This is a genomic window from Chryseobacterium sp. II3a, from assembly GCF_057815135.1.
In genome coordinates, this window is the sequence record NZ_JBYPZJ010000001.1 from 421,040 (window position 1) to 442,422 (window position 21,383).

6 protein-coding genes are annotated in these 21,383 nt (G+C 35.5%); all 6 read left to right on the forward strand.

The features are described from left to right. Positions 1 to 192 precede the first annotated feature (192 nt). The 6 genes from AC3HD6_RS01960 (at position 193) to AC3HD6_RS01985 (ending at position 21,381) form a co-directional block, all read left to right on the forward strand. Entirely contained in the window at positions 193 to 2,367 is a 2,175-nt protein-coding gene (locus AC3HD6_RS01960) for a hypothetical protein (RefSeq protein WP_488894829.1), read from the forward strand. A 4-nt stretch (positions 2,368 to 2,371) separates the two neighbouring features. Next, entirely contained in the window at positions 2,372 to 6,103 is a 3,732-nt protein-coding gene (locus AC3HD6_RS01965) for a hypothetical protein (protein ID WP_488894830.1), read from the forward strand. Between the two features lie 12 nt (positions 6,104 to 6,115). Continuing rightward, complete coding sequence (locus tag AC3HD6_RS01970) at positions 6,116 to 6,427, forward strand: hypothetical protein (protein WP_488894831.1); 312 nt, start codon at positions 6,116 to 6,118, stop codon at positions 6,425 to 6,427. Positions 6,428 to 6,669: 242 nt separating this feature from the next. After that, on the forward strand, positions 6,670 to 13,566 hold the full coding sequence (locus AC3HD6_RS01975) for a hypothetical protein (protein ID WP_488894832.1): 6,897 nt from the start codon (positions 6,670 to 6,672) through the stop codon (positions 13,564 to 13,566). Positions 13,567 to 13,577: 11 nt separating this feature from the next. Continuing rightward, positions 13,578 to 19,835, forward strand: coding sequence for a hypothetical protein (locus AC3HD6_RS01980; protein ID WP_488894833.1), 6,258 nt, complete (start codon positions 13,578 to 13,580; stop codon positions 19,833 to 19,835). An 85-nt stretch (positions 19,836 to 19,920) separates the two neighbouring features. Continuing rightward, positions 19,921 to 21,381, forward strand: coding sequence for a hypothetical protein (locus AC3HD6_RS01985; RefSeq protein ID WP_488894834.1), 1,461 nt, complete (start codon positions 19,921 to 19,923; stop codon positions 21,379 to 21,381). Positions 21,382 to 21,383 lie beyond the last annotated feature (2 nt).

Below are 21,383 nucleotides of genomic sequence, written 5' to 3' on the forward strand. Positions count from 1 at the left end.
AAAATTATTGAAGCAGTTAAGATGCATGAAGAAAAATCATATCGGATTTTTAAGAAAAACACTCTTTAAAAAATAACCAGGCTTACTATTCTTAAAGCCTTCAGTAACCTTAAGGGTTCGGGGTCCTTTTCAGTTTTATCAGACTGATCATTACTACCGTCTTATCTTTTATTAACACCAAAAATAACAAAAATGCCACAAAATATTCCATCGGGAAGCTTATCAACAGCTCCCGACAGCAAAGGGCTTAACGTACGGCCTGATCTTTTGCCGGAATCTTTCTTCTTCCTGGAGAAGGGAAAGGTATTCTCGCAACTGCCAGCCGGAAAATTTGGAGCCAATGGGACTGTATTCAGGACCACTTCCAAAGTAAGCTTTACCGGCAAAGTATATACCATTTGCCAGGGACAGGTATTTTTACAACCTTGTGGAAATGACTCCACTAAAGTAAATGCGATCCTGAAGCCTTTTAATCAGCCGATTAAAGGATTAGCGATCAAATATATCGTATACAGAGGCCTGAACAGATCAGATTTCTTCCAAGGTGATTTGATCACATCAGGAACACCAACAGCCTTTATAGACATTATCAAAAAAGAGTTTACAGGTCTCTATAATATGCTGGGAATTACAGTCCCTCAGTTTACGGCTCAGCATATCGGGTTTCCAGTAGGGAATTCCCAATTAGAATCCGATCTTATTGATGATTATTTCCTTAAGATTTCTAAAGTTGAGGTCAACGGAGGTACTGCTACTGAACAGCCTAAAAAAGCTTTTGAACTACCAATGATCCCACGAGGAACGCATCTTGGAAATGCTAACGGAAGTGTGGGTATTGATATTGTATTGAACGAAGGAGACTATACAGTAGCGAACGATCCAAATCCATTTAAATTGAATCTGGCTTTTGCCCGAAGCGCAGACCACGTTTTAGATCAGGCCATAGGAAATACCCCTTTTAAAAAGAAACTGATCAGAGAAACGGCCACTCAATTCCTTGATATTGCTGCCTTTTATGGTTTACATACGCAGGGGAAAGGGAAGATCCATATGAGTGATAATTCTGTTCTGCAAACGGTAGAAGAAATTGCCAGTCAGATTTCAGGCTTTAAAACAGCTGATACAACCTATCTGTATATCCAGGGAAGCAGACAGAGATCTTATAATTTCTATGGAAATCAGAATCTGGAAGGAAATACCAACAATATTAAGATTGGACCCACCACTGCGAATCTTTCTTTAGAGCAGTTTGAAGCAGGATGGCCGGTAAAAGAGCTGGTTGCACAACCATCATTGGTGGTTCAGCTTACAACGGATAACAATGCTGCTGCTGCCATGTACGTAAAACAAGGTGTTTTACATGTAGATACCCGAAATGAGGATTATTTTATCAGAGGGAAAAACCTGCTTCAGGAGGATGGAAACGGAGCAGATACCAATTTTACGAAACCTATTACTTTTAAATTAGATAAAACAAGTGCCGGTAAGACGGTTGCTTCTTTTATACAACTGATTTATGAAGGGAAAACCGTGAAAATTACTTCTGAAACTCCTGGTCCAAATCCGGGTGATCCTGCTGTAAGTACAACGTATGATTTGAAGGATATTGATGATATTTTCGGGATGATTGATGTAAAGCCAATGATAGCATCCAAAAATTCTAATGAGCTTCAATATGTAATTGATCAGAATTTATTATTGATTGATTTTGAAAGTAAAACAGGAGGAAAAGATATCGCAACAGTAACTACCAAGAAAGTGGAGGATCTGATCATGAAAAATGATACAGAAAATTTGAAAAGAGTTACTTACGAGACGTTGTTGAATAATATTAGACAGAATGTAGGAGGTTTTTTTGAAAGCAGGGCAGCTTATCAGGATAATTCTAATAGTGGAACAATTTCTTATAATGATAAAATAAATAATTTTTATCAACTAGGAAGACCTTATTACCTCCAAGCAGAAAAATTGATAGCATCTGATGGTGCTTTAATGACAGGAGTATCCCTGAATGTAGAAAATCTGACATTACCAAGTAAAAAAATTGTAGGAATTACAGATACTGAAAATACTAAGTTTAAATCATTAATTTCTGATAAGCAATTAAATAATCCGAAATTTTATTTTAAAAATATTCTTATTGAAGAAACTTCTTATTATGAATCTTCCGAAGGCCGTCAATATAAAAAATATTTACTAGGAGTTATAGGAGAAAGCCAGTTAGGGCAACTTCTAATAGCCTTTCCAACAGATCCAATATTTGTAATAACATTAGATAACTTGGTTTTTACTTCAGAAGAGTATGCTAAATGGATGCCAATTAATGTAGAGGTAAATAAGGAGGTTATTAATTTGAAAATCACTTAATAATATGGAAGCATTATTTTTAGCAAATAGAAAAATAGTAAGAAAAGAGGGGACTAATCCTAATGGAGAGGCTTATAATTTATTACCTACGGGAGGATCTAATAAGTTTTTAACAACTCCTGAGGGACAAATTTTGGAGTTTAATATTCAAAATAGTGGTAATTCACCTCTAAGATATATATATATTGGTTACGAACACATACTTGATAGAGACAAAGATAAATTAAATACAAAAAAATACAGATTCGATCGATATGGAGGTTTTTGTTTAAATACGGAATATACGAAGTACAAAAACTTTAAAATATCACTGGATGAACTATTGAATAGTAAAAATTGGTTTGATAATAATTTTCAATATGCTCAATTGTATGATTTCATTATACTCGAAAGATTAGAATTTGATGAGCCATCCAAATATTATAAACAAAGAAAATATACAATAATTATTGAAGATTTGGAGATTGATTTATTTAATCCAAATAAATATCCAATTGATACAATAATTGTGGATACATCTGATAATCAGCTAAACTCGTATTCTGGAAAGTTTTTCACAAAGAATATTTCAGTTGTAAATAATGAGGAATTTAGAAAGCAATATTATACAAAAATAATTACAATGATTTGCTTTAGAACTTATTATATACATAGTGAGATTTTTGGAATATTAGCAAAAAAAGATTTGGATACTATTAAGCAGGCCGTTTACAAGAAAGAAAAATTAAATAATAGTTCTGAATATGATAGTTTGTTTAAAATAGATAAAATAATAGGAAATATACTCAAAGATTGGGGATATGTTGATAATGTTGATGCCAGTTTTTTATTAGAAGGGAAATCATTAGAATATGCAGAAGCTTATTATAATTCAATTTCAAGCTTTTACAGCTCATTGAAAGCCGCAGATAAAGATATTTATTTTGGATATGATAGTAAGAATAACCCATTAGATTTTAATGGGAAGCCAATCACAAAAGATGGTGTTGCCTTACCTAATAAAACAATAGGTGTGGCTACCCAAGAAGAAAAAGATAAGGCTGATAATGAACGCCGCCTAAACTTATTGTTGAAATATCTTACTACAGAAGGATTAGGAATACTCGATTATGATACTAGATTAGCAATAGTGATAGATGCTTTAAACACAAAGTATTTACCACAAGATGATGGAGCTTATTTAACACAAAATAACTTACTCAAGGTCATATCTAGTTTTGCCAATTCCAATGATGCAGATAATTTTCTTGGTTTTTTATTGAAGAAAAGTAATGGAGAAATGTTAAATTTCCAAAACCTGTATTATAAAATAAACGAATATTATATTCAAATTAATATTCCTCTTATTGGTATTCCGGTAGGAAATAAAGAACTTAGTCGTAAAGTTTTAGTTTATATTTTATATGCTATTTGGAAATTTTCTACCTATAATCCTAATCATATTCCTTCTGGAGTTATACCTAATCAAGATGGTTTAAATCCTAATAGTTTTTTCTTGGTTTCACCAGGACGAGAATATTTTGAAAAATCAAATGGTGAACCTGCCACAGATAAAAGCTTAGAATTTGAAGCAGTCGAAATAGAACAAGATGTACTATTTACTCATTATGAAGTTGATAAAAAATTTTATAATGAAAAAATTTGTATTAAGAAATACGAAGCAAAACAATCTACAATCTATCAAGGAGTAGAAAGTCAAAAGGATTTATGGTATCATTTATTTCAACCGATATTACTTTTAGGATATAAGAAAGTTGGAGATAATGAAAAAGAAGAGTTTCGTTTACCTGCAATTCCTAAGGTACCAGCATTTATGTTTTATTATTTCAAAGAATTTGAAGAAAAATATAAGACAAATGCTTTAATCAATTTTGGTGTACAGGTTACAGTAGATGCTTTATTATTATATTTTACAGCTGGCACATCAGAATTAACTGAAATGAGATATCTTAAATACCTATCAGACTCTGGTAAAGTAATTTTAAACCCTTCTGCTTATCAAAATGCATCAAATGTAATTCGACTTTGGAAGATTATTAATACTACGGAAACGATATCATTTACAGCGTCAACTCTTGCAAATTTTGCCATTTATTTAAGTTCAACATCAACTAATCAAACAGATAAAGAGTTTTATGAGAGGGTAAGAAATCTTGCATTTCTTGTAATGTTAGGCACTGGACTAGGATCTTTGTATGCACAAACTAAAGCAGTAAAAGAAGCTGAAAGTATATTAGCTATGCTTAGTAATCCTAATCTTACAATAGCTGTTAGTTTAGAAGCTAAAAACTTTTTAATTTCTTTAGCAAGAAGTGAAAAATATCTTGGAGCAATGGTTGATAAAATAGATGCATTGCTTCAGACATATGCCCCGGGAACAACTAATAATATTAAATCTTTACTTTTAAATTTTACTAAAGAAGAACAATTAGGATTTTATTTTGATTTCATTCAAATGCATGATATTAGCAAATGGTTAAAAATGAATGAAAAGATTAATGATGAAGTTGTAGCAATTATTAATTGGAAAAAGCTTTATAATCTTGGTGCATCTGATCGAACAGCTTTAGAGATTATTATAAGTAAGGCAAAAACTAATAGTATGGCAAAATATTATAGTGAGCCTTCATTTAAAAAAGAATTAGAAGCTTTTGGTTATGAGAGAAGATGGGACTTTTTAAATAAAGTAGAGAATATTGATATCGTATTCAATAGCTATAAAGCAAAGCCACAATTGTTAAAAGCTTGGAAGCGTTTCCATGTAGAAGGAAATACTAGAGCTGGATTTTTAGAATTAGAAGCTACGGAACAGGTTGAATTTTTAAATATATTAGGTAAGGAAGAATTTTTTAGTAGAATAAAAGCAAATCCGGATATCATTAAGTCTTGGAAGAAATATAATAGTGAAGCAAGTTTTAAAACTTACTTTAGCAAATATTCAGATGATGATTTGTTAATTTTTCATAATGATTTTAAATCAGATGATATAAGCAGTTTTAATCATTTCATAAATGAACCAAGCTATATTGTAATTCAAAGAAATTATTTAAGAAATTATATTCCAGTTAGAGGATCAGGATTTCCATTTGATACATCTTTGTCTGAAGTGTTTTCTCATTATGGAATGCATGGTCAAAAATTATATCTTAGGGTTGAGCAAGAATTTGATATTACTGTTAATGCTATTAATGATGCAAAGGAATTAAAAGATATAACATTAAAAAGTGGTTTTTCTCATGAAGATTTTCCAGATCTGATTATATTACGAGATAATATTTCTAAAAACAAAATGGATGATTTCTTACGGGAACCTAAAAATAATGATGGAAATCCATTGAATGTAGTTTGGAATAGAAATCCTTCAAAGCCTAATAATATGCTTGATATAGATAAAATAAGATCTATTTATGCTAATTTTGAAAAAGGGCAATACAGAACAATACATCCATGGATTGAAAAGAAACTTATATATCATATTGAAGTAAGACTTAAAAACACATGGAAAATTGATGATTTTAGTAAAGGATTTACAGGACATATTCCTGGGACGCATGCTGAAGTAAGAGCATTAAATGAACTTTTATGGAGACTTGAAGCTAATGGGGTTAATATTACCGATGATGTCTTCAAAAAAATTCTAGGATATAATAAAAACTATACTGTTAATGGTATAATGCCTAGATGTGCAGATTGTTTTTTCCTTACTAAGGAAATACGAATGATAATGTCAAATTAAAATATAAATTTTATGGGATTAAAAGAACCAACAAAAGAAAGAGTTAATTTAAATGATATACAGTGGGGTGATTGGGATTATGATGGAAGTCGACTTGCATTATATAATAATCAATTATATACTGGTTATATAGTTTTTACGAGATATCAAAATGGTATTGTAAAAGCAGAAATCGAGTATAAATCAGGAAGCCATATAGGATGGGAGAATGAATATAATCAAGGAGGCATACTTACCTATTCATGTTATTCCGTAGGGGAAACATCTCAGGAAATTTATAAATATGATGATAATGGAAATTTATTAGATCATTATACTTTATAATGAAATATTAGGTCTTATTTAATAAAATTGTACACGAATTTTATTAATAGTGATTTATATAATTTGCTTCTTATTTTTTAATAAAATAAAAAGAAATGATTATGTTCAGAATGATAAGTTGATAGTCTATCAAGCTGTCTGAAATAGTCCAACACCACGAGAAATTAAGTAACCCCTACTTAATAAGGCTTTTGTTTGCCTAAACGAAAGCCTTCCACTCACCCAAACACAAAATTATTTTTATGTCAAATCAAACACCGGTAACACACAGGTATTACCCGAGGTTATCCTCTGTGGTTACAAAAGACGACATCCCGGATATCCTGGGATTCTTAAAACCGGGGATTACTAACCTCCTCGATAAAATCTATTATAAAGATTTACAGTATAGTAAAGGGCCGAAAGGAGATTCAGCGTTTTACAGTTTATCTGTCGTTTCCAAGAGAATCGATATTGAAATTCCGGGAACAGGGATTTCATTAGTCCTGAACGGAACAGATGACACCGCGATCTCCGCATTTCCCATCACCGTTGAATACCAATGGAAGATCCTGGCGTATTTACGCTACTTCAGCTTAGGAAACTTCTCCTTTGAACCTCAGCAGATCTTCGAGGTAGCCCTTAGGGTGCTCAACGTAACGGAAGAACAGGCCATCGCGCACTTTGTGAACACATTTGTCAAGCCTGTTAATCAGAATATCACACCTCTGATGCAGTTTGTCAGTGATATTAATGCTGCACATGGCTTAGGGCTTGCAGCGGTAAATGATACCACTACAGTAGCCAATATTGTAGAAGATATCTACGCAAAATCAAATAATAAATATGCCTCTCTTGTTGCTTTTGCAACGTATTTGCTTTCCAACGACCTCCAGGAGACAGCAGAAAAGGTAAAAACTTTCTTCAAAGCTTTAATGCCGCAGGATATTGATGAGTTCATTAAAGAGGTAGCCATTCCGAAGTTTAAGGCAACCTTGATGCTGTCGGCAGCGATTGAGTTTCCCAGAAGTATTTTAAAACCGGTAAACCCATTAAAACACCCGACTGCTCCTTTAGAAGTCATTGAAGATGATACCAAAAAAGTAACTCTAAGTTTTGGGGAAGCTTTATTTTATGCTGATACAGAAAAAGGTTTCGGATACAATATGGATCTGGTCCTGAATATGAGTAACCCTGCTCAGATTGGAAACACAGGTTTTATCATCGATATTCACAACCTTAAAATTGACCTCAGCAAAACGGAAAATATTGCTGAAGCCGATGCAGACGGAAGACCTAAGGAATTTATGGGTGTCTATATGGAATACACCGAGATTTTCCTTCCTAAAAAATGGTTTAAAAAGAAAAATCCAGAAGGAAATACTCAACAGACCATCGGTATTTCAGCCAATCATATGCTGATCGGAACCGGAGGGCTTTCAGGAAATATTGCCATTAGGCCTACCTACGCCGTTAAAACAACAGGAACCGAGACAAAAGTTGTTGATTACTTCAGCAAGTTTTTTAAGCTGGATTATACTAATCTGAAAGTGAAATCCATGAGCAGTTCTAATGAAACAGCTATTCATAACATGGATGAATTGATGTCTTTCATGAACGGCTTGGCATCACCTTCTGAGCTTAAGTTTGTTTATCCAATGGGATTAAGAACCGTTGCAGGAGATTACAGGGAGTTCCAGAAAGAAGAAGACTATTATAAATTTCTGGCAAGCCTGTCTGTTGATAGTCTTGATAAAGATAACCGTACCTTATGGTTTAATCTTGGGAAAGATACTGAGAAATCATGGGAATTAGGATTCAGCAAATTTGATATTGATTTCCACCAGGGGCAGGTAGTACATTCCTCATTACATGCCGGATTGAAAATCAAAAAATTCAAAGATTATAACGGCCTGGATATGGTCATTGACGTTGTTGGAGAATGGGAAAGCAAAGAGAATTTCAAACTTTCTGCTGCCATTCTGCCTTTTGGTCTTAAAATGAATCTTTTTAACATCCTTAACTTTTATTTACAAAGAATAGAAATCGGGAAGAAGAATGATAACTTCTATGTGGAAGCAGATACCAAAATTACTTTCCCTGAAGGATCATTTGGAGAAAGACTGTTAGGAAAAGAAGGAATTGATCTGCCGGCTATCCGTTATTACGCCAACGGTAAATTTGAAATTGCAGGCGGAAGTTCAATCATTCCAACCAACCTTCACCTGAATTTAGGTCCGGTACGTATGGCGGTTACAGCCATCCACATGGGAACCATACAGCGAATGTATAAAGGGAATATGCGTACCTATAATTATATCGGATTTGATGGTGGAATCAATATCAATCCACTAGGTCTTGATGTAAGAGGTAATGGGGTAAAGTACTATTATACTGCTGATAACGATGAATTCGGTGGAACTAAAGATGATTATTTCCATATCTCAACTTTAGAAGTAGACCTTGTAATTCCGGGAACAGCGAGTGCAAGTGCTGCGGTAGCCATTATTAAAGGAGCTCTTACTATTCCTGAACCAGGAAAATCTACAGAATACAGAGGAAAAGTTTCTCTTCAGTTGCCGAAAATGAATATTTCAGGTTCTGCAGAAATGGCTTTTGATCCTAAATATCCGGGATTCCTGGTAGATGCAAGCGTCGAATTGCCATTCGTGATCCCATTAGGTTCATTTGGTATTTTCGGATTCCGTGGACTCATCGGATACCGATATGTAGCTGAAAAAGCAGCTATTGGAATGACAGAAAACGATACCTGGTACGATTATTATGTACATCCGCAGCGAGGAATCAATACGGATAAATTTATCGGGCCTCAGTTTACTCAGAAATACAGTGCACCGTTCTCCTTTGGAGCAGGAGCTTCTCTGGCAACTTTAGATGGGCGTCTTGCTTCATTGCGTGCCATGGTATTGCTTTCAGTACCAAGTATGTTTGCGATTGATGCCGGATTAACGATCATCAGTGAGCGTCTTGGGCTTACAGAAGATGACCCTAAAGTTCCGCCATTCTATGCATTCGTTATTGTAGGTGATAATTCACTGGAAATCGGAGCGGGAGGTAACTTCCAGCTTAACAAGAATAACGGATCATTCATTGACATTAAGGCTGAAGTTCAGATGGGCTTCTTCTTTAAAAATCAAAGACCGTGGTATGTCAACTTCGGAACAAGAGACAAGCCGATCAGGGCCAGTCTGTTTAAAGATTCGGTGAATATTAAGGCAGAATCTTATCTGATGATTGCCGCCAAAGGAATTGAAGCTGGTGCAAGAGTAGACTTCAACCTGAATCTGATTATTGTAAAAGTGTATGCCGCTATTGAAGTAGGAGCGCACATCAGTTTTGAAAGACCGCAGGTAGGAGGATATATTTATGTGGAAGGAGGAGCAGAGATCAATCTTTTCATTGTAAGTGTTGCCTTATTTATCTCGATCTATTTCAGAGTAGAACTTATATTCCCGTTCCTGATCCTGGCAGAATTCAAATTCGAACTCAAGATTAAGCTGGCAATCTTTAAAATTAAGCTTAAAGTTCATTTAAGTATTAAATGGGAGAAAAGTGATAAAGTGGATACAAGTGCTGTACCACCTCTTACTTACGAATCAGATCCACCGGAAATTGATTATCCGAAAGAAGCAAGATTGAAAAATGCGGTAAAAGGAGTTCATATGTTGACCAGTGAGACCTTTGATCTTCCTGTAGTGCAGGTTGGTAATGCGCCGTTACCATCTGTTAAAGATCATGAAAAACTTCCTACCATTCCATTAGATACCTATATCGATATCAAAATTGAAAAAGGACTTATTCCAACTTCTACTGCAGGTGAAAAAATCGGAGGGCATACCAACGGAGCCACTGAGTTTACAGATCTTATCCCGCCTCAGAAAACGCAGCCGGGAGGTCATGTACTTCGTCAGGTGAAACACCAGTACTCCATTGAAGATGTAGAGATTAAAATTCTTAACAAACAGGGAACCGTATGGAATAAATACAACCCTTACAGAGCTGTATTAACAACAGATGAAGCGAATAGTATTGGTAATCTTGATCAATTTAAATTAGGATTCTGGCAGAAAACCAATGATAAGTATGATACCATCAGGATTCTGGCATCTACACCGTTCTCATTCCTGGATGCTGCACAACCGGGATGGTTTATTCCTGAACAATACGGGATTACTGCTTCATCACTATTCTGTACGGAAACAAAAAAGGTATGGCATGAGTCTGATGTGAAAGACAAAACGGTAGGAACTGTATATTATCCACCGGCGGGAGCTCCCTATAATTTTATTAACGGAGCATACTATAACCTTTTAGGAACAGTATCGGATACTACGGATTATATGACGGTTTCCAATGCAGCCAACTCACATAATTTCTCTAAATCCTTAAAGATTACCAATGGAAATACAATGGTTGTCCTGCTTCCTGAAGCATCAGCAAGTACAGAGTTGTTTCTTTCTACAACGGCTAGTTCCGTGAGAGTCAGATATTATAAAGATGTATTCTCGACGGGTATTTATCAGAATTATGCCCTGATTGAAGAAGTAACCAAAACAAAAGCAGAACTGGCATCAAAGCTTGTTTATGAAGCTGCTGATCATGCAGGCCAATATGTAAGTAAAATTGAAATTATTCCATACAATGCCAACCAGCAGGAGATTGATGCTATCAATGCACAAATTGACCAGATCTGGGCAACTGCAACAGCCAATACAACCGGTGAGGTAACCAGTGTAGTTCTTTCACCAGATCAACAGGCTGAATATGATAAGCTTCTTGAAGAATTGAAAAAACTGAAAGGAGGAGGATGCACTTCTTCTCAATGCAAAGAGCTTGATTTCAATGTGATGCATGTTGAAGATGGATATAACGGATTATTTGGAAATGGAGTAGTAAACTTTAGCATGTCTAATGTGGCAACTAAATGGGTAGACTATGAAACGCAGTATATGATGGTAACAGGAGGCAATACTCCACCATTCGTTGACTTCAATACTCATTCTGTAATCTTCTTGTTTTTACCTTATGGTCCTACTAACCAGTTTATTAAATATAATAGCGTAGTTACAAAAATCTCAGAGAAAGCAGATGGTATTGATATCTGTTATTCAAGTGATTATCCAAAAGAAAGAATTAATAAGGTTGCGATCATTAAGGTAAGTAAGACCACAGAAAAACCTCTTAATCTGAAGTTTACTCCTGATTGTGGATGTGATTCTAAAGCAGAGCCTTGTACAAAAGATACAAAACTTTGTGATTTCCTTACGGGGCTTATGTATAATCTTAACCAATGTATTGTTTATCAGGGAGTAGATGAAGTAACCCAGTTAAGATACAGTTCAAAATGTTTCTTCATGTTCATTGATGCCATCTACCAGTTTGATAAAGAGTTCCCACAATATAACCTGATCCAGGGAGCAGGATATGTGAGAGATCTGGTAGAGAAACTGAGAAGCTATCTGAATACTGAAGGTGCTAAAATGTCTGTAGCAGTACAATTAACAAAAGATATTCATGACATTATTTTCAAGCTAGGAAACTGCGGCTGTAGTGATGATGATGGTAATGGAAATGGTAACCTAACCAGCGTTTGTCATACTTTGTTCCATCAGGTAAGATGGATAACGGCTGAAGATTACGAATATCAGCAGACCATTCCATCACAAGATGCTGTAACTGCCGACATGCAGCTGATGCAGGAGGCAATGAGCAAAGTGGTTCAACCGGTTTGGAGACCAAATAGTGTATACTACATCAATCTTAAACTGAAAGATAATGTAAATGGAGATACACCACATATCATTGATTATTATTTTGCCTTTAAAACAGCAGGACCTATCGGACACTTTGAGAAGAAAAATGAAGATTACATTGAAAAGCTTAAAGATGCTGATGGAAATCTGACAGATAAGAAGAAAAATATAGATGAATATCCAATTACTTCTCTGAAATCATATATCGATATGCAAAAATCATATCCTAATGTAGACGGAGATCTTCTGATGGCAAAACCATTATTCTATGGTAACGAGCAGAGTAAAATACAACTCTCTTTTACTAAGCCTTATATCTATAATATGCTTAAAACATGGACTGCTCATAATGTAAATGGAATGGACGTGGAGGAGATCAAAGGAAGCATTAATATCGCGATTAAAGATCCGATAACAGGTATTAGTATTCCATATCCATTACCTACAACCTGGACAAAGCATGAAACAATACCGGTAACTAAGGAAGCCTGGGAAGATGATGATCCGAATTTACCATTAGGAGTTCAGCAGATGCTTAACTATGTGAATCACGCCAACCAGGCGAACACAGGAATGGCTTGTAGCATTAATCTTGGGAAACCGGTTACACCAAAAGCATATAAATATTCAGTTGAGTTGGAAGACCTGAGTCCGGAAAAACTATACACAGCCATTATCTACAATGCCTTTGATGATGACGGAGATGGAAAATATGAACCACAGGCTATACCAACAACGGAAGATCCTTACAAAGTATATGAAGAGAACCAGAAGATCCATGAGTTCGTATTCAGAACTTCAAGATACAAGGACTTTAAAGAGCAGGTAGAAAGTTATAAGCTGAAAGAATATAATGATAAAAACGAAGTGATAGGACAGAAGGATGCTATCTATGAAGTGAAAGCAGATCTTAAGCCACAACAGCTTAATGACCTCTATATCTTAGCTTCAGAAGGTACTGAAAATCCAAACTTAAAAGGGCTTGCCAATACCTATTCAGAAGTATTTGACCGCGCTTTTGAAGGAGTAATGGGACTAAAACCATTAAATCCTCCTACCAATACAGAATTTGTTAAAATAGTCAATACCAATAATGATGTAGTGGCATTACTGATAAGGAATCCGGAGCCATTCAATGATCCTAGAATTCCATTGAAGAAAGTGAAGGAATGTCTTAAGGTTCTTAATAGTGTAAACGAACATAATAAAGATTTCCAATTAATCTTTTCTAAAGATTATTCTCAGATTTTAGTCGTGCATAAGAGCAATAAGATTAAAGATCAGAATTTAAAACTGCAGTTTATGTATAAATACTGGAATGGATCAGTTTATACTGAATTTCCAGGAAGCGGAGTGACAATCAACGAATTAAAACTAAACAATTAATTAAATCTAAAATGAGTTTTTTAAAAAATCATAATTATATAAGTTCCAAAGGATTAATCAATTCCTCTACAAAAAGCCAGGGAAATGTAATGCAGGTGGGAAATATTGATTCAGTCGGGCTGATTACAGTTCTTGACGAAAGCGGTAACCTGAAATGGAACAGAGCTTTTAAATCTCCTCAAGGAGGATATACTACCTTTGTTAAGGTAATGCCATTCAAAAACGGTGATTTTGCTGTGGTAGGAGTAACCTCCTATAAAACTCCTGTTGTAATGAGGATCAAAGGAAATGGAGATGTAGTATGGTGTAAAGTTTTTCAGTCGATTGAAACTGATGAAAGACGCATTTTTGCTGACATTCTTGCTGATTCAATGGTTTACCTTACTTTTTATAACGTAAACGCAAAGATGAGCGGAACTCTCTTATTATCCGGCTGGGAAGGGAAAGTAAGTTCAAGAACAGATATTATTAATAACGGTACTCCAGGGGCAACCCTGGAAGTAACCGGGATTAGTACCTTTAGTGAAATAGTTCATATTAGTGCTAATGAAACCCTGAATGGTGTAACACGTGGTGTATCCTTCTATGGACAGGTAAATGAACCGGTAGAGACTGCTCAATATCCTTCTGTGAACAATATTCCTGTTGTATTAAACGGAGTTTATTGCCGTCCGAACCAACAGGGTGGCTATGAATTGCATTGGGGAGGTAAAATTAACAAAACACCTGTTTTGTTAACACCTAATGACAGAGCATTTTTATTTAAAGATTGGGATTCCCAATCCGTAAAATTTATCCACGGCAAAGATTTTTTCTACGCAACTACAGGTGCAGGGTATAATTTCTGTTATTCTGAATACGATTATACACCTGTATGGACGCAGCAATCATCCATCAAAGGTTTTTATATTGATCAGGTTGTAGGAAATGAAGTGACAGTAAGAGGAACGCAAGGTTCCGATTTTACAGGGCTTGTGAGCAAAGGAATTAATACCTGTTTTACTTCACCTACCAATAATATAAACGTATCATTAGAAGGTTATAAGCTCAAAGATGCTCCCTATATTTCCAAGAAAGTAGATTTCAAAGAAGAAGAACTTAATTTTGATATCATCACTAAGCCTTATGCTAATGAAAATGCATGTGGATCAAATGGAGGCGACGGAACAGAGATTACTTTCAATGAGTTTTCAGGATTACAAACACCTAATTTTTACCTTCAGGCTGCCGGATCCAGAGGAGAAGATAGTACCAAGGGAATTCATCTGAGATGGGGATTCGGAGGTGAATTGGGAGAAAACCACCTTCCCAAAGGAAGACTTACAGACAACAAGAATAACTTCAATAAACCTGATGATTTTGTTAAAGTTTATAGAACCCTATATGAGAAGAAAATCTTCAATCTGGAGTTTACACAAGCTCCACAGCTTATTGACGAAAGTAAGAAGATGTGGGTATATAAGTTTAATAATGACAGTAGAATTTTTTATGTCTATTTCAAAAATAAGACAAAATATGCACAGGTAAGACAATCTGTTAACCCAATGCAGGATCCTCTTAAATTCATGCAGCAATATGGGAATGAAATTGTAGAAGTTCTTTGTAAATCAGATATTTTCTTTGCTGCTGAGTTACAAGTGGAAGATCAACAGCAAGATGCACGTGTGGAGTTGGAGGCCCTTTCAGTAGCAGATCAGAATAATTTGTCCCAACAGCAGCTTTCTTATAGAGCAACACCTTATGGTAGTGAGCTTGCGAATACTTATTTTAATGCTGAAAACGGAAAGACATTGCGTTTCAGACCCTACAACTGTCTTGTTACCAGAATTCAATTTGAGTTCTATTCAGACTTCATCATCAGCCGAAATCAGGCTAATGCATGGAAACTTATGGGAGAATTCTCTCTTACAGATGAGAGAGACACTGTTTTTGAGAGGTTAGATCCTCTGCCTAATGAGAACCCTGTTCATGGAGCATGGTTAAGATACAACGATGGAGCGTATGTAAATACAGATAATTATCGTAAAAAATGGGAGCATAGTTCTACAGGTCCTTTAGACAGAGACATTCAGACTGTAATTAAAAGATATGTAGAGTTGAGTAATGATCAACCGAATCCAAAGGCTAATGAAACCATTTCAATTAACCTTTCTCCTACCGGTTCACAACAGGTAGTTGATATTAGCACGAATCTTCCTCAGGATGGAGATATGCAGGTGTCTAACCTGGATATTTTGAATATTGCTGCTCTGGATTACCATGTAGCAAGAATGCTGGGATTAGGATATCTTGATATTAAAGATGAAGTTTTCGGAAACGAATATATTTATATTACAGAATATTATACCAATAGAAATCTGGATATCAATTCTGGGGATAAGACCTATCAGTTACTTTCAATGTCTCTTCCTGTTTCTACAGAAATTGAAAGACTTTCATTGCCTGTAAAGCTGATGAATCTGAATAAAGGGATGGATTCTAATAATCCGCAGTCTGCCGGTTTATATGATGCTGAAGGATATTCGCATAATGGAAAATACCGTTATATCAGTATTTATAACCAACAGGTTCCTGAACTTGAAGTAAACCCGGTATTTATGGGGGAGTATGAAAAATTTGATGCCTCTTCTTTCACATTTCCTGTATATGCAGGTCTTGAATACCGTGTGGTAGAACCTGGTAAAACAGATGATTATATCTGGATCAAACCGGAATTATGTCATGATACTAAATATGCAAATATTGATAGTATGGCAGACTCTTTTGAAACACTGCCTCTTCAGATTCCTGATACCTATGCGCCATTGTATATGCATAAGCAGGATAAAAGTGGAACCTATTTCTATAAAGGATACGGAATCAACTGGTTCTCCAGAGCGCAGATTGGAGGAGAAGAACTGTCAATTGAAACCAAGATTAAACCGAACAATAGGTTATTACCTCCAACAGCAACAACAGCTTTCCTTATCCAGAAAGAATATCCTGTAACCCTTACTTCTCAGGGAGAACAGGATCGTAGAAATGCAATCGCAGATCCGGATAAAACATTGGTAAGACTTGGTTTTGATCATCATATTTACCAGGATGAAATTGTATACTCTATTCCATTTGATTCTACACTTCCCGATGATTATTATATGAACCCGGGTACTATTTTCCCGGATGATAAAGAGGTAATGGCTGATGAAGTGGAGATTTTCTACAGAAATTATACGATGAGGGAGATTTCTGCAAAGGTTTCCAGTATCAGTCATCATCCGAATAATCAGCTTTTAGCAGACATTAAAACAGTAGATTATACACTGCCGAGCTCAGGAGGAACTATTGCTCCGGGATCGAGTATGCCTGCACAACCTTCAATTCCAACAAATATTTTAAAATCGGAAATTCCGGCAGGAACTACCATTAATGATTTTATCGGAGGAATTTTCCTATTGGATGGCGAAAGTTATATCATTAACGGTATCACAGTGGAATCTTCAGGATTGAAATTCACCGTGTTTAAAAAAGCTCCAAGTGCGGCTATTATTTCAGGGACTTCACCGGTAATCGATCAGAGTAGCCTGGTACTTCCTACATTCAGTCCGGGAACCGAAGGATTATTCAGTGCAACTGAAAATATGCAGAATACACCAACGTGGGGACCGAAAAACCCTAACTCGTTGAAAGTAAAGATAGGAACCAATGATTGGGGAATCCACAGAGAGATTATTCATACCCAGCAATCGGATGGATCTGTTCAGAGATTCCTTGAAAAGAGTAGAGGGTTCTGGAAAACTGCTGAAATAGAGATGCACTATGAGAAGATTGATAAATATCAAAATAGTGAGGGAGAGATTATAGAAAAGCCGTTTAATAAGTTTAGAGTCCATAGAGGGGTTTATAAAGTTACATTCCCTGGATTCAAGCTGGCAAAGCATTCTCAGTTTTCATCCAACTCAGATTCGGTTGAATGGTTGAATGGTATTGTAAGGTTATTTACAGTAGAAGATTATGGTAATGGAGTTCCTAAAGAGTCCAGATCTATTTTCAAAGTGGTAAAAACAGAAAATATTGGAACCAGCCAGGATCTTGTGGTATATATTTATGATGAAAACTTCAGGATTAATGAAGATGCGAATCACTTACCTATATTTAATTATCATCCGGATGATCTGGCAGCAATGCAAACAAAACCTTTAACACCACCAGTATATCCTACTGATCCTGTTATGGGCAAAAATATGCAGGTCAATTACTATCCTTCCTACAGAGTATATCTGTATAAGAATGCAGCCAATAACTTAATTGAGGATGCTGTTTTACCTCCTGAAAATGAAGATGTAAGATACTCTATCTTTGGATTTAAGAGTGTTGACAATGACAATGTGGACATGCAAGGAGCTAAGTATAAGTCTAAATTCAGTGTTCCTGCTGTGATGTTTGCCAATAGAATGGTAGAGCCGAAACCACCGAGAAAGCCAAAAGGGTCTAAATATGCAACCAGACCGGATAAATTCGGAAAGTCAACCTATAGCTTTATTACGGAATATGACCATAAACCATATTCGGTACAGTTTTTCAGAGCGAATAATGCTGTATTGTTAGCTTCTTTATATGAGTCAACAAAGATTGAAGAAATTAAAAATAGTCTTAATGCTCTTGGGGGTAATGATGAAGCGTTTTTTACTGACAGATGGATGAATTTTGTGGATTTTGAAATGCTTCTTAATACATCAGCAACAGGATTTGAAGCATTTCCACCAGATGGCCCTGTAAAATTTGCTATGCCACTTCCAAACAGTAAAATATTATTTGATGCAATGAATTATTTCATTACAAATCATAATGAACATTTTGGCCTACAAGTAGGGCAAAATGGATATGCTAAGCTATTGGATGAAACAAAGTGGACAAATGGAGCGTATCCAATTAACTATCGTGTGATTGAGGCAGTTCCCAATAAGTTTGATGAATTACGTTTCGGACATTTTATTAAAGAAGCAATTATTAACTGTTTCCTGCCACTTACAGAAGTTCCTATTATTTATCAGCAGATCCATAATTTTGATTTCAATGATCTGAAAGGGCACAGACCTAAAAATAAAAAGCAGAATATCAGGGATGCTTCAGGATATTTACTGCCTACTACTCATGCAGATTTTGATATGGCTCCAATGGCTGCCGTATACAGTCAAGGACAAGGAGGAACTCCACATTCAACATTGTTTACAGATTTCACTCTTGATGGGGCTTCGGATAACTTCTACTTCTATGGAGTAAGAGAATTAGGAAACCAATTGCAGATGGGAGAATTTAGTAAATTCCAGGGACCTATTAAACTGGTTAACACCAATCCGGCTGAACCACCAAAGATTTTAAGTTTATTGCCGATTGTAGACAATGCAACATTAGGAATCTCTGCAAAAGTAAGAATTGAAGTGAACTCTTATACGGACGTACACAAGATCAATGAAATTTCTATTTACAGAGCAACCAATAAACTGGATGCAGATTCCATACTAAGTATGAAACACATCAAAACAGTGAAGATTGCTGATGTAGAAGTAAATCCTGAAAATGGATCATGGACGGTGTATGATGAATTTGAAGACCTGGATGAAAATCCTTATGGAGATCCGCTTTTCTATCGTGTAGTGGCTTCCAGAAAAGTGGAGTATACCACAACAGATTATAACGTATCACCACCAGCTACTAAAACAGTACAGGAACAGGCTCCGTCATTACCCTCAAAAACTACGGTAACCATGTTGGTAGAAAATTATAATCCACCGGCACCAGTATTGAGATATCATTCAGAGTCGGTAGACTCCGATGTGATTAATTGGGTAATCCTATCCTGGGATCAGGTTTGCTATAAAGGGAAATATCATCTTTATAAAATGAGCCCGATGGGGAACTGGAAAGAAATTGCCAGAATAGATACAGATGAGAAAGATACTTCAAAAGCAAAACTGTATGTATATGGTAATAATCCGGCAACCAATACAGAAGAGTGGTTCTTTAAAGAAGCATTTGATATGACTGGAAATGAGTTTTTCCTTCCTGTTGAAAAATTAGGATTGGATCCTATGAAGATTAAAGATGCAGAAGGAAGAGTAATATATCATCATTTCAAAATGGTCTCTCAGAATACCTCTAATATGTTCAGTACTGAAGAAAAAATCCTTACGATATACAAAGAAGAAACCTGGACAGATATTGGTGGAATTTCCCACGATGGAACAGACGGAATGATTTTACAGGGAACATTCATTGTAAGACCTTAATTAACCTTTCACACAATTAATAAAGATAAAACAGTTCCTCCTTACCAGTAGGAAAAGGGGGAACTATATCAAAAAAACAAAAATTATGGCAAAAAAAACAATTGCAGCTTTAAAAGAATATTTTAAGGCTGGAAAGAGACCCACAGAAAGTCAATTTGGTGATCTTATCGATAGCTATGCCAATTTAGACGATAAAACTCTTTTCCCTGATAACCATAAATATAAAGATTTATATTTCGAATTTCCACATCAGCAAGCCAATATGGCGGTGGATATTCTTTTGGGGAATAATTATCTGAACGGAAGTTTGGAAGTTGAAATTACAGGCGGAGCCATGTACCAGTCAACTGTTGGTATTATAAAAAAACAATTTGAGATCGGGTTTAATCCAAATGGAAATATTTGGTATCCCACAACAGCCAGAATTGTAGAAGCTGCGGGAACAATTTTAGATAATATTTACATTGGAGATATTGTCTGGGATTCAGCAATAAATGAATATAAATTGACGATTTATCATACAAGCAGTAATAAAAATCCATATGCTGTAAGAATCAAACAGTTTTCTTATGAGAACGCATTTATAGATCAGGTAAGGCTTTCTAATGTATATATTAAACCATTGGTTGAACAAAAAACACATTCGGTATACTATAATGGAAATCTTGGATTAGGAACAGATAATCCAAGATCTAAACTAGATGTCTGGGGTAACGTTCAGGCTGGCAGAAGTGATGCTACGGAAGGAATCAATGCATTTTCTATCCGTTATGAAAATGGATCTGTAAATAACTGGGGATCATTAAGAAGCGGTGCTGAGACTTATATGAGCTATGGGGCAAAAGCTGACAATACTAAAGCCTATGGCTGGTTATCAGGTAGTGGATCTTATCCTAGTTACAAAACAGCAGTTACTACAGGTAACGATGGGATCAGGTTTTTGTCTTCCGCTTATGAAAAAATACCGCAGGATTCACCAGTTGCTATGGCTGAGCTTATGAGAATAGCACCCAATGGGAATATAGGAGTTGGTATAGAGAATCCACTGCAGAAACTTGACGTTGCAGGAGGAATTAATATTGCTGCTGGATTTCCTATCCAGTTAGGGGGTAATGATTTAGCTCATGGTTTGAAATATAAAAGGTATAACAGTGATAACTCTTTACTAGATGGTCCTTTTCTTTATGGCTGGACTGGAGGTGCTTTAGGAATTAAGAAAGGAGATATCGAATTCAATGTTTTGAACTGGAAGGAAAGTGGGAATGTAGCCATCTATGGTAAACTTGAAGCAAAAGATGTGGTCATTACCCAAACTCCTACAGCAGATTATGTTTTTGCATCAGATTATAATTTAAGAGGAATCAAGGATCTTGGAAGGTTTATTAATGAAAACAAGCATCTCCCAGAAATTCCTTCTGCAAAGGAAATGACAGATAGCGGGCTTTCTGTAGCCGATTTTCAGATAAAGCTCCTCCAGAAAATTGAAGAAATGTCACTGTACATCATTTCTTTAGATAAAGAGATTGATATTTTAAAATCAAAATAATC